Annotated in this window: 9 protein-coding genes; 4 read left to right on the top strand and 5 right to left on the bottom strand. The window is 42.3% G+C overall.

Features of this window, described 5'->3' with window-relative positions:
* Positions 1-140: 140 nt before the first annotated feature.
* Positions 141-4,220 (top strand): two-component regulator propeller domain-containing protein, encoded by a 4,080-nt coding sequence (locus R2Q80_RS02750; RefSeq protein WP_316798110.1) that lies wholly within the window; start codon positions 141-143, stop codon positions 4,218-4,220.
* 74 nt (positions 4,221-4,294) lie between these two features.
* Here the strand turns inward: R2Q80_RS02750 and R2Q80_RS02745 are convergent, their stop codons facing one another.
* Positions 4,295-5,683: an alpha-L-fucosidase gene (locus R2Q80_RS02745; protein WP_316798109.1), complete on the bottom strand. Its 1,389-nt coding sequence runs from the start codon at positions 5,681-5,683 to the stop codon at positions 4,295-4,297.
* A 162-nt stretch (positions 5,684-5,845) separates the two neighbouring features.
* On the bottom strand, positions 5,846-7,072 hold the full coding sequence (locus R2Q80_RS02740) for a metallophosphoesterase family protein (RefSeq protein WP_316798108.1): 1,227 nt from the start codon (positions 7,070-7,072) through the stop codon (positions 5,846-5,848).
* A gap of 505 nt (positions 7,073-7,577) precedes the next feature.
* Between R2Q80_RS02740 and R2Q80_RS02735 the strand changes: the two genes are divergently transcribed.
* A complete protein-coding gene (locus R2Q80_RS02735; protein WP_316798107.1) occupies positions 7,578-8,033 on the top strand; it encodes a hypothetical protein in 456 nt (151 codons plus the stop codon).
* 68 nt (positions 8,034-8,101) lie between these two features.
* Positions 8,102-9,037: a polysaccharide lyase gene (locus tag R2Q80_RS02730; RefSeq protein ID WP_316798106.1), complete on the top strand. Its 936-nt coding sequence runs from the start codon at positions 8,102-8,104 to the stop codon at positions 9,035-9,037.
* 173 nt (positions 9,038-9,210) lie between these two features.
* Here the strand turns inward: R2Q80_RS02730 and R2Q80_RS02725 are convergent, their stop codons facing one another.
* Positions 9,211-9,900, bottom strand: a complete 690-nt coding sequence (locus R2Q80_RS02725) for a winged helix-turn-helix domain-containing protein (RefSeq protein ID WP_316798105.1) — start codon at positions 9,898-9,900, stop codon at positions 9,211-9,213.
* A 172-nt stretch (positions 9,901-10,072) separates the two neighbouring features.
* Positions 10,073-11,062, bottom strand: coding sequence for an MBL fold metallo-hydrolase (locus R2Q80_RS02720; RefSeq protein ID WP_316798104.1), 990 nt, complete (start codon positions 11,060-11,062; stop codon positions 10,073-10,075).
* Between the two features lie 116 nt (positions 11,063-11,178).
* Here R2Q80_RS02720 and R2Q80_RS02715 point away from each other — a divergent pair, with 116 nt between their 5' ends.
* Positions 11,179-11,532: a helix-turn-helix domain-containing protein gene (locus R2Q80_RS02715; protein WP_316798103.1), complete on the top strand. Its 354-nt coding sequence runs from the start codon at positions 11,179-11,181 to the stop codon at positions 11,530-11,532.
* A 7-nt stretch (positions 11,533-11,539) separates the two neighbouring features.
* Here the strand turns inward: R2Q80_RS02715 and R2Q80_RS02710 are convergent, their stop codons facing one another.
* A complete protein-coding gene (locus R2Q80_RS02710) occupies positions 11,540-13,315 on the bottom strand; it encodes an aminopeptidase P family protein (protein WP_316798102.1) in 1,776 nt (591 codons plus the stop codon).
* Positions 13,316-13,399: the final 84 nt, after the last annotated feature.

Below are 13,399 nucleotides of genomic sequence, written 5' to 3'. Positions count from 1 at the left end.
AAACTTACTGGCACTTTCCCATCCACTTGGGGTAATTTTCAAACTAAAAGGGGTGAAAATCCTAAATTTCTCGTGAAAAATACATTTTAACCCTATTTTAGTAGGGATAACAAGACATCCAAACAACAAAACCACCATTCATGAATTGTAGATTACTAACCTGTCTGCTCTCTTCTTTTTTAATAATCAGCATGCAAAGTGCTGCCCAACAAACGATATCGTTTGATCACCTTGGTGTGGAAAAAGGACTGTCGCAAAGTTCTGTGATCTCCATCGCACAAGATCAGCAGGGATTCATGTGGCTCGGCACCCGCCTTGGCTTAAACCGTTATGACGGTTATCGTTTTAAGGTATACCAGCACAATGAGAAAGAACCGACATCCATCTCCAATAATTACATTACAGCATTATATACAGACAGCAGGAAAACGCTTTGGGTAGGTACCATTTCAGGCCTCAACATTTATCATCCCGAAGACGATCATTTTGAGCAGGTATTAAATGATTCAAAAAAACCAAATACGCTAAAGGGCATCAGCATTAACTGCATCACGGAAGATAGAAAGGGTAATATCTGGATCGGCACACAAAGCGGTGTGTTCCTGTTTATAGATGGCAATCCAACACACTTGACAAGATACTTTAATCCTTCACAACAGAAACCAGCGATCAATGCAAGGGCAATCAAAGAAGATCACCTTGGCAACATTTGGGTGGGTACGGCTGCCGGCCTGTTTTGCCTGGTGCCCCAGGATCAGAAGTTCAGGATGGTCAGTTATCAGGCTAATGGGAAGGCAGGGAGTATCAGCGATAACAACATCACCTCCATTCTGGAAGACCGTACAAACCGGCTTTGGGTGGGTACACAAAGAAATGGCCTAAATCTATGGAACAGCAATTCCGCAACCTTTAGTATATTCAGCCATTCAGCCGCTGATTCACATTCCCTGGTGAACAATACCATTAGAAGCCTCGAACTGGATGACCAGGGCCGATTGTGGGTTGGGACGCTCGACGGCATCAGTATTTTAAATCAGCAGGGCACCTTCACTAATCTTCAATACGAGCCCGACAATAAAAGCAGCCTGAATCAAAACTCCATTTACAAGTTATACAAAGATAAAAACGGCTCGATGTGGGTGGGCACATATTTTGGCGGTGTAAACATCAATTACCCTTATCACACTTCTTTCAAAATTTACCAGCGAAGCAATGGCAGATCAAGTATCAACAACAATGTGATCAGCGGTTTTGCCGAAGACAATCAGAAAAATCTCTGGATAGGAACCGAAGGTGGCGGATTAAACTTTTATAACCATATCAGCCGGCAGTATGTTGCCTTCCTGAATACAGGGGCCGCAGGCGCATTGAGATCAAATCTAATCAAGAAAATATTCTACGACCGAAACGGCACGCTATGGGTGGGCACACATTCAGGTGGATTAAGTTGCTATAACTCCAAAACGGCTTCCTTCACGCATTTTGACCTGGGCACTGAAAAAGAAACAAATCTCCTTGATGAAATTGTGTCTATTGCAGAAGATCAACAGGGAAGACTTTGGGTGGCTACACAGCGGAACGGAATTAAAATCTCCAATACCACCAAAACTACTTTTTCAAATTACGCTTTACCTGCTGCGTTTCCAAAAGCTGCAAAGGTGAAATATATGATGATCAATGAACACGTATATTTCGGAACTACCTATGGCCTTTTCATTCTGAATCCATTACGCAATGAATTTTACAGCATTAACGATCCGCAAACCAAAGAACGGATCAATTTCTTCGTGAATTGTTTGCTCGAAACCAAAAACGGTGAAATCTTTATCGGCACCAATCATGCCGGCATGATAAAATATGACCAGCTACATCACCGCATCATCCGATATACTAAAAAAAGCGGCTTACCAAACGATGATGTTTTCGGGCTGATGGAGGACGAAAAAGGCAACATCTGGATTGGCACAGCCAATGGCCTTTCTATGCTGGATCAGCGAAACCAAAGCTTTAAAAACTATACCATATCGGACGGCCTGCCGGGCAACGAATTCAATAGCAATGCCTTTTTCAGAAAAAGTGATGGTGAAATGCTGTTTGGAGGTTATAACGGCTTTGCAGGCTTTTATCCGGATAAGATTCAAACCAATAATCAGCCATCTGAAATGACTTTTACCGATCTGATCCTCGACAATCAACCGGTTAAAATAAATGGAGAAGACCTGCTGTTGGAGAAAAACATTGTTCAGACTAAAAAGCTGGTATTGGGGAACGATCAGAATACTTTTACCCTCGACTTTGCCTTACTGAACTTTATTAAACCGGAAAAGAACCAGTACCTGTATAAACTGGAAGGCTTTGAAAAGAAGTGGAACCGCGGAAACATCCCTTCTGTTACCTATACCAATCTGCCTACCGGTAATTACCGTTTTCTGGTTAAAGGAATTAACAATGATGGAATTTACAGCTCCAATATGCTCAACATGGACATCAGAATTAAGCCACCGTTTTACAGTACCTGGTGGGCTTATTTGTTTTACTTGCTGGTGGCCGCACTTATTGTGGCATTGCTTCTACGCTACATTTTCCTGAGAGCCATCTTGTTTAAAGAGAAAGAAATAAGCGCACACAAACTTGAGTTCTTCACTAACATCTCGCATGAAATCAGGACGCCTTTAACTTTGATTTTAGGCCCTCTCGACAAACTCATCGAAGAAACACGCGATCAGTGGCAGTGGAATAAGGAACTGCAGCCCATTAAAAATAATGCCGACCGCTTGATGCGCCTGGTAACGGAGCTTCTTGACTTCAGAAAAGCTGAAAGCGGCAAAATGCAGCTGGAAGTAAGTCCCGGTAATATTGTTCAGTTTACCAAGGAAATTTACCTTGCCTTCCGCGATCTCGCTGCCGAAAAAAAGATTGACTACAGGTTTGAAAGCGCAGAGAGCGACATTAAATTATATTTTGATCAGAAACAACTGGAGAAGGTGTTGTACAATCTCCTATCGAATGCAATTAAGTTCGGTAATGAAAATGGCAAAGTCGTGGTAAGCCTGAGGCCGGAGAACGGAAGCGTAGCCATCAGTGTTTTTAACGAAGGCAAAGGCATTCCGCTCGACCAACAGTCTAATCTATTTGATGCTTTTTACCAGGTAAATCCCGGATTGAATATTGGCACAGGAATAGGTTTGTCATTTTCTAAAACCATTGTTGAACTTCATCATGGTGAGATTAGCTTTGAGAGCACGCCCGAAACGATTGAAAAAACAGGCTTTACCCGCTTCACTGTAATGCTGAAAACAGGTAAGGATTTTTTCAAAGCAGAAGACCTCGTGGAAGATGACCGCGAATATGAAGCCTTATCAGGCTATAGCTTCTCCCCTGTTGCGCTTAGCGAAGAGAATATTAATGTGGAAACAAGCCAGGATTCAGACTTTAAGGAGCGTTTCACGGTACTGCTTGTTGAAGACAATCAGGACATCCGGATCTTTATTAAAAGTTACCTGAGTCAGGATTACGATGTGGTGATTTGTGAGAATGGCCGTCAGGGCTGGGAGTATGCCGTTGAGCAGATTCCGGATATCATCATCAGTGATGTGATGATGCCGGAAATGGATGGACTTACCCTCTGCAGCAAGCTGAAAACAGATGAGCGCACCAGCCATATTCCAATAGTTTTGCTTACCGCAAGGTCGGCCTATGTTCACCAGATCAGCGGATTGGAAACCGGTGCAGATGTGTACATGACCAAACCATTTAACATCCGTTTGCTTAAAGTTCACCTTCAAAACCTGTTGGCTACACGCGAGAAGATCAAGAGCAAATTTAGCAACGTCATGGTGCTGGAACCTACACATGTAGTGATCAGAAAAGCTGATGAAGATTTTCTGAATAAACTGATCGCAACCATCGAAGAAAATATTGTTGAACAATTTGATGTTCCCTTCTTAGCAAAAAAGATGGGCATGAGCCAGCCGGTACTCTATAAAAAGCTTAGGGCACTTACCGGCATTTCTGTTAACGATTTTATAAAGTCTATCCGATTGAAACGTGCCGCACAGCTATTGAATTTAAGGTCAGGCAGTATTTCCGACATTGCCTATTCTGTTGGCTTTAATGATAGAAAATATTTCAGTGTAGAGTTTAGAAAAGTTTTTGGCGTGAGCCCCAGGGAATACCAGAGTGGAATGAAGCAGCAGGAAGATTTAGGCAGTGAGACCTGAGAGCAGGGCTTAGCGAAATGAAATAACTAAAGCCGGGTATTGGCTGCCCGGCGTTAGTCATTCTTAACAAGAAATTATTTCAGCGTTACTCTAAGCGTATACACTGGTATTTTGCTGAGCTTTTTAAAATTCGCAGGGAGGGTAACGGAAACACCACTATCAGTTTGTTTCCAGGTTACTTTTTCTTTGCTCCCGAGTAATTCAACACTGGAAATAGAAATGCCTTTTAAACTTTTGATATCGAACTGCTTTTTATCCCAGCTTCTCAATAATACAAACACGTCATTACCTTTTTGTGTAAAGAAAATATCCGGAGAAAGAAGTTTTGGAGTGGCATCATAAACGGCGTCGGCCATTTTTCCTTCTACCTTCGGCTTATTGATAACTGCATTTTCGGCTTCATTTCCTTCGGCAGGTATTCTATAAGGTTTTGTACCGGTAATGGCTTCTGAATTGATGCTCATCCAGGCACCAACAGAATCGAGCCTTTTGGTAGCCCATGAAGGAAAAGTGCCGTCTCCTTTAGGACCTACATTGAGTAATAAATTCCCATTCCTGCCCACCACATTAATCAGATTTCGAACTAATAATTCTGCTGACTTCCAAGTACTGTCATGCCTATTATACGACCAGTTTTGGCCAATAGTAATACAAGCTTCCCATGGTTTAGTGGCCGATGCCTGAAGTTTTTGTTCGGAAATTTCAAAGTCACCCCTGCCATTGCCAATTCTACTATTGATTAAACATGCGGGTTGAAGTTTGTTAATTAAACTGCGAAGTTCAGCGCTTTCATTTTTGCTGATAAGTTCGGGTGTATCGAACCACATTACAGCAATATCGCCGTAATTGGTTAAAAGTTCTGTGATCTGTGGTTTAACTTTACGTTCGAAATAACGGTTAAACACCTTGGCATCTTCATCAGGATAATCCCAGGTATTGCTTCTGCCTGCCTTCTGCGGCCAGTTAGTAGGTACATCAGGATCCTGCCAATCCCGTCCCAGAGAATAATAAAGTCCAAGTTTCAGCCCATATTTTTTGCACGCTTTTGCCAGCTCCGCCAATGGATCTCTTTTAAAAGGAGTATAATTATAGATATTATATTCGCTGGCTTTTGAATGGTACATGGCAAAACCATCGTGATGTTTGCTGGTATACACAATGTATTTCATGCCTGCAGCTTTAGCCTGTTTTACCCACTCCTCCGCATGATATCTCGTAGGGTTAAAGTCCTTTCCAATTAAGGCATAGGTTTTTAATGGGATTTTTTCGTACATCATAAAGTGTTCGCCACCCTTCGTTTTATGGCCTTCCCAGTCGCCAGCAGTTTGGGCGTATAAGCCCCAATGGATGAACAGACCGAATTTAGCATCCTGAAACCAGGAAAGATCGGGTTTAGTTTGCTGAGCGAGTGTGGTAGTCCCATACAGGAAAAGGATTACAAAAAATGAAATGCTTTGTTTCATGTAGTTTTAAAAATTTGATTTATGCGTAATTTTAATTGTTTCACAGTTGTTTTGGCTCACCCTAAATTCATTAACTAAGTTAGTGTGGTTTAAAATGATAAAGGGGTGAAAATTCCGTTTAAAAAGGGGGATATATCATACAAAATTGGTAAAAATCCGGTTTTAGGATTTTATGATATAGTTTCCAAGGTCCACACCGTCATCGCGGAGCATATTCACTTTTAACTCATTAGCATCGGCATGGAGCTGAATCAGCGTACGCTTACCGTCTTCAGGTCCCCCACCAATAATCAACGGATAGCTATGCTGCTCATCCGGCGGATGTATACCGTAGGTATGCGTATGCCCGGAAAGCACAATATCGACTTTATATTTTTCGAACAGCGGGTGAAACAGTTTCCGCACATGCGTGGTTCCATGTTTTTCGTCGGAATTAAAGTGCGGAATGTGCATCAACACCACACGGTATCTGGCCCGTTTAAAGGCCTTGCTCTTCATTACCGATTCCGCCCATTTGCCCTGTTCTACTCTATAATCATCAAAATCAACTACACCGGCATATTCATTATGTGTATCAACCTTGTCTTCACCCGTATCAAGTACCATAAACTGCACCGGACCCCAGTTGAAGGTAGAATAAAACTGATTGGTGTGGGTTAGGAAATAACGGTCGAACTGCCGGGCATAGCGTCCCCTGGTTTCGTGGTTACCACGCACGAACATAAAAGGCTTTGTGGAGCCCAGCGATTGTAAAACCGGTTTAATGAAGTGATCAATAATCTGCGGTTCATTGTGCACAAAGGTGAAAATATCACCATTGAAAAAAGTAAAATTGAATGGTTTATTTTTATTTAGGCTGATCAGATGCGGAATAGATTCAGGACGATCGTGCGTGTCGTTCAGGATCAGCATCGAAACTTCTTTTGCATGCTCATCGGCCGCCGTAAAGGAAAACACCTGGCTTTCTATTGTCAGTCCATATTTTGGGAAAGAAGTAAAGCTGGTGATCTCTTTGGAGCAAACCTTGTAATAATAGGTTTTACCCGGTTTAAGATTTTTGAGTATGATTGTGTTTACAGTATTATCGGCCTCCACAAATCCGAGTTTAACCTGTGGAGTAGCGATGTTATTTAGATTTTTATCTTCCCCATAAGCCACCCAGCTTTTCCCGGGTTTATTGGTCATCCATCGAACAATGATTTCGTTAGGCGAAAAGCATTGCAGATAGGGCTGCGTGAGAAACTGATAATCCTTATCAGCCTGGCTGGTTGCTGATTCACTGGATTTGACCTGAGAAAATGCAGGTAATGCACTACCTAAAAATCCTGCCAAGCCAAGGTTGGATAACTTTTTTAGGAAACTTCTGCGCGGGGGTTTCTGATTACTCATTTTATTTGCTGATTTGTTACCAGCAAATTTATCTGGAGCACTTCAATCCAATGGGAGAAAATCCTAAGCAATTAGGGTGATAAATGATTAAATGATAGAAAACTTTATCAGGATATATTGGGTGAGCCTGGGCTAGGTATGAAGGCATATTAAAGGCATAATTCACCTTAAATACAGTATAACTTGTCCGTGTTTCGTACGTACCTGGAACGTGTCTCGAACGTGTCTGCTACGTGTTTTCACATTCATGGCACGTTTCACCCCAGCTTCAGGGATGCCTTTGAACTGTATCGGTTATATGCCGTGGTGCCTTTGTGGTCGAAGGAATACAGGAGAAAACCCTTGCCTGGCAGAAATACATGTGTGATCTTACAAAGCTATCTTCAGCAATTTTCCCCCTAAATAGTTAGAATATTAGCCCTATTTGCTCAAGGTCCGTATCTAAATTTAGATTATTCAACACTGATAAAAGTGGAGGATAACCGATAAATCAAAAAACAAAAAAATGAAAACTAAAATGATGATTGTATCGCTGGCACTAGGCTTGGCAGGATACTCCCAAATGAATGCGGCGAAAGCGGCCGGTAAAGTAATCAATTCTATGGAAAATGCAGTGTTAAAGGTAAGCCTTACCGGAACGGATGTAAAACCATACCAGGAAACAAACCCTGGTAAGGCTACAAAACCAGAGGAACCCAAAGTAACGGTTTTCCAGGGTTGCAGTAACGGCGGCTGGTCTGCATCTTTCGGCGTAGGCAAGTATACTTTAGCAGAACTGGTTAAAGCAGGTGTAACCAAAAATCAGATATCATCTGTGACTGTGCCTGAAGGGCTAAAAGTAACGCTTTACAAGAGCGAAGATCTAACTGGTGAATCAACAGTGCTTACATCAAGCAAAAAATGTCTGGTTGATATCGGTTTCAATGACAATGTTTCTTCCATTGTTGTTTCCAAAAAGTAACAGAATACAGGCACGACTGCTTACGCAGTTGTGCCTGTATCATTTTTACCGTAACTAAAAAGCTAATCATGAAAAAAACAAATCTAATCCTGCTACTTGCAATACTTATTCTTGCATGTAAAAATGATGTTGAAAAATCTGGTTTAAGCCAGGAAAATTTAGTCGAAGCCACTGCTAAAGATGCTTCGGTGTCTGCAGCTGCTGTAATGGAAACCGTTTATGACACTCGAACGATTTACTTTACACGGACAAATGGAGGATACCCCCTCAACTACTGGAACACTGATTTTGGAAATGATAACTCAGCATACAGTGGTTCATCTTCATTAAATACTGATGAAGTCAGTCGGTTGTATACCGAATCCAATACTTTGAGGGTAAAATTACTGGCGAATAAAATTGGGGATGATGGTGGAATGTGGTCAAATGCTACAATCGGACGAAGCACTACAAGAAAAATATTACAATATGACGTAAAATTTGGTTATGTAAAAGAACCATTTGTATGGAGTTGGGGAGGTAAAATCCCTGGTCTTGGAGGCGGCACAACTTACACCGGATGTGTAATTACAACAGATGGTAACGGGTGGTCATCAAGGGTAATGTGGAATACAGATGATGCCGGCACACCTTATCTGATGCCATATGTGTATTACGTAGATAAGCCTGCCACCTGTGGAGATAATTTTGGTGCAAAGTATTTTGGAGGCGACGGCACAGGTTTAAAAAGCGGGAAGTGGTACAGAGTTAGAATGGAAGTTACGCTCAATACCTCTACAAATGCCAATGGAATATTAAAAATTACAGTAAGCGAAAACAATAGCGGAACATGGTCATCACCGCAAACCCTGATTAACAAAACAAATATTCGTTATGCGACTACAGCTGCTGGACGCGAAATTGACGAATTCATAACAGGGGTTTATCGGGGTGGATCGACATTGAGTTGGGCGGCTCCGGTTGACGACTTTATATTTTTAGATAATGTCTCCTGGTCAAATTAATTCAAAATGTATCATTGCAATCCTCAGGTCTAAAACGCTTTGTTTACTTAATATGTGCTAAATACGATTCAATCACACCTGAAAAATAAAAATAAACTGTGCATTCAGTGTGAGTCTGCACAGTTTATTATTTCGTGGATTTCCTGAAAACATTATCCAGCTCCCGATAATATCTAATTTCCCGAAATCAAAAGTTTATGACCGATTGACCTCAGGTTAACAATTGAAATGGCACTGTCGCCGGAGAGCTTGCGTTTTAGTTTAGAAACGCAAACATCCATGCTTCTGGCCGTATAATAATCCAATCTTCCCCAAATCAAACCGAGTGATTTTTCCCTCGGCAGAACATCATTTTTATGTAGCAGTAGCATTTCGAGCAAGGCTGTTTCTTTTAAAGTCAGGTGATAATTATCTACGGGAGTTGATAGTTGCTGATCGCCAACGCTTAACCTGCTGTTTCCAAAGTTGAATGCGGCTTCACCGGTCTGCCACAGGCGCTTGTGATCGTCATTCAGGTAGTGAAGCAATTTTGGCATAAATTCATCGAGATCGAGTGTTTTTTTGATATAGCCCGTACCACGAATGCCCAGTTCAAACAATACGGTTCTACTTGGTGGTATAGTTCCCCAAAAAAGCAAAATAACATCAGGATATTTCCTGCGTATGCTGCCAGCTACGTAATAAGGATTATGGTCAGGGACATCCATATCCAGGATACACCATTTTGCTTTCAGGTTTTCCCCGCTGTTTAATAAATCTTCTGATCTTTGAAAAGCAACAACAGGAAGTTTCCGGTCAAGCATTCCTTTAAGGATGGTTTCACGTACTACCCCCTCCCGTTCTAAAAAAAATATATTTTCCATGGTGATATGTTATGCCCAGGCTTTGCCTGATGATAAGCGGCGGAAAAATACCAACCAGATGGAAGTTTATTTTACATATGCGACACAGCGCAGAAATTCTGCGACCAAACACGGGGAATTTTCGACAACAGCACTACACTCCTATTTGATCTTCACTGCTTTTCTACGCTCTCTATTGAGGCCAGTCTGGGAGCGCAGATTGCTGGGGCAACCATTCGTACGCCTGTCCCTTAGGTTTCAAATGTCCTAATCCCGGCCAAAGCAAATGGTAGGAAAACACAAGGGGTTTCGCTGCAGCTAAATCACTCAGTACTTTTTTACGGGATGTGATGGCCAGTTCAAAATCAGTATCACCTTCAAAACCCCATTCCGGATGTTCGATGACCAGTGCTGCTGAATGCACCAGATCGGCCAGGTGAAAAAGCCGGTCGCTACCAGCATACACCTCCAAAATACAGTGCCCTGGTGTATGCCCCGGGGCGAGATGAACCCTTATACAGCCGAAAAGTTCATCACCATCTCCGACCAGATATAATCGGGATTTTGCTGCAGTAATATTCTTTTTGGCTACTGAGACTACCATACGCTTCAATTCTTCATCTTTAATTTTACTTTTTGAGAAATCCTGTTGGTCTGCCATCCAAAAGTCGTGTTCGATTTGTGATAAATAGATCTCAGCATTCGGAAACACCAACTTGCCAGCCTCATTAGTCAATCCACCTATATGATCGGGATGCGCATGGCTGATGACTACATCGGTAATATCGGAAGCCTTGATACCGGCCTTCTCAAGATTGGGTACCAGCCACCCTGAGTTTGCACCAAAACTGGTTCCGCAGCCGCTGTCGATCATGATCATCCGGTTTCCTGACTTGATGATCATGATATTTATACCGAGGTCTACCATTTTTTTCGAAGCAAAATGAGCTTCAAGCGCCTGATTAACTTTTTTAGGGTCAATTCCGGGAGCGAAGTTGGGTTGAACCGGGGTCATCGGAATGTGACCATCCGTAACCAGTGTAATTTCAAGCTTGCCAAGCTTAAATCGGCTGTAACCCCTGATCTCCTGCTTTGTTTCAGACATGGCATAAATTACTTTTGTATTAACCACTGCCGCTAAAGCGAGTAGCGCAGATTGTTTTATTGCTGTCCTTCTGTCCATCTTTTTTCTTTCAAAACTAGCATATTGGTATATTTGCATCAAGTATGTACTTTTTTGTAACCTACATACCTTTTGTAATCTATTGCTGATTATCAGCAAATTAATTTTTGTCTGTCATGAAAAATGAACATGTTAAAGCCTATTGTGCAGTTGATTTTGCTTTTCAACGCATTGGTGGCAAATACCGTGGAAGGATATTATGGTATCTGAATGAGCACAAGGTTTTACGATATGGGGAGCTTAAACGTTTATTGAAAGGCATTACCACTAAAATGCTGACCCAAACCTTAAGGGAACTGGAACAGGACGGATTGGTTTTCAGAGAGGTATACCTGGAAGTACCGCCTAAAGTAGAGTATTCTTTGCAACCTGCCGGCACAGCGCTTATTCCGATCATTGATCAGTTGAGGCAATGGGCAGACCACCAGATACTTGAACTGCCGATAGCGGGAGCAGCTACGGAATGCTGATATTTTCTTAAATTGCCTTACACTTCCCTGAAAGCCAGCTTTGTTCTTCTGCATTTAAAAACGGACTTAACTGGCGGTACACTTCCTGATGGTATTCATTGAGCCAGCTGATTTGTTTTTCGTTGAGCAGGCTTCTTACAATACAGGAGGTATCAATATGTGCAAGGGTAAGGGTTTCAAAGCTTAGGAATTCGCCAAAATCAGTGGTGTGGTCTTCAATAGTCAGGATCAGGTTTTCAATTCTAACCCCATGTTTTCCGTTACGATAAATTCCAGGTTCCATGGAGGTTAACATGCCGGCTTCAAGGGCAACCGGGACATTTGAGGGCCCGATATTCTGTGGGCCTTCATGAACGTTGAGAAAGTAACCTACCCCATGCCCTGTACCATGCCCGTAGTTGATGCCATGCTCCCACATTTGTTTACGGCAAATGCCATCAATCTGGTATCCGCGGGTGCCTCTGGGAAACTTAGCCATCGAACCGGAGATCATCGCGGAAAGCACCAGCGTATAATCCATCATTTCTTCTTCGGTTAATGCACCAAGGGGTAATGTCCGCGTAATGTCTGTTGTACCGTGAAAGTAATGACCGCCTGAATCTAGCAGATACAGACCTTCAGGTTTAAGTTTTATTTCATCCCGTTGATCTGGCGAATAGTGTGGCATTGCGGCGTTAGGGCCATATGCAGAAATAGGTGCAAAACTTGGCCCTGCATAGGTTTGCTGTGCTGCACGGTAGGCCGTTATTTTCTCAGCCGCCAGCCACTCTGTCACTTCACCTGAACCCGCATTTTCTTCCAGCCACTTGAAAAAACGCGTGATTGCTATCCCATCTTTAATCATTGATAAGCGGATGTTTGCGACTTCAACATCGTTTTTAATTGATTTTAAAGGCGCAATTAAACTATCGCCAAATTTGCATTTGACCTGCCCGGGAAGTATATGTTGAACCTGATAGCTGGTTCTCTTCGGATCGATCAGGACTTCGGAAGTAATGGGAAGTGGTGCCAGATGACCTTCAAAATCATCATAAGGATAAATAAAAATACCCTGTGCCTGAAGGAAGCTTAAATCCGGCTCACTTAATTTCCCTTCCGCAAGGTATAATTTAACTTCAGCGGTTGTGACAATGGCAAACCCGACTACAACCGGGTTGAAATTAACATCCGATCCACGCAGGTTAAACAGCCAGGCGATTTCATCAAGGGCAGAAAGGATTAAAGTATTTGCTTTCTCCTGCTTTATTTTATTCCTCAGCTGATGTAGCTTTTCGGAAAACGACATTCCGCATGCGGTTTCATCCAGCAAAAACGCTTGTTGCGAAGGCATTGCTGGCCTTTCGGTCCAGATCTCAGAGACAAAATCGACACTTTTCAATGCCACCTTTTTGTGTGAAAGGCCTTCTTCTATCTGTGCAACCAGTGAAACAGGAAGCAAGCGGAAATCAAAAGCTACTGTAGCGCCCTGTGCAAGCGAGCCGTTTAGCCATTCAATATATTCGGGCTGATACTGCACCTTCAGCTTAACCAGTTCAAAGCCTGTGTTATTTAATTCTTTTTCGGCCTGCTGAAAATACCTGAAATCTGTCCACAAGCCAGCAAAATCGTGTGTGACTACCACCGTGCCCATAGAACCCGTGAACCCACACATAAACCGGAGTTGTTTGTAAAACTCAGGCACATATTCACTGAGGTGAGGATCGGCTGAAGGAATAATACAGGCATCTACCTGATGCTGTTGCATTAATTTTCTGAGCTGGGAAAGATTTTCCTGATGGTTCATGTTTGATACGTGGTGTTGACCTGTTGTTTTCAAAACTACAAAAAGGAAGGGAAACTTGATACTCAATTCTTGCTACTTTATTCG

Source organism: Pedobacter frigidisoli (assembly GCF_032678525.1).
In the GTDB taxonomy this organism is placed as follows: domain Bacteria; phylum Bacteroidota; class Bacteroidia; order Sphingobacteriales; family Sphingobacteriaceae; genus Pedobacter; species Pedobacter frigidisoli_A.
This window is presented reverse-complemented; position numbering and strand designations above follow the sequence as displayed.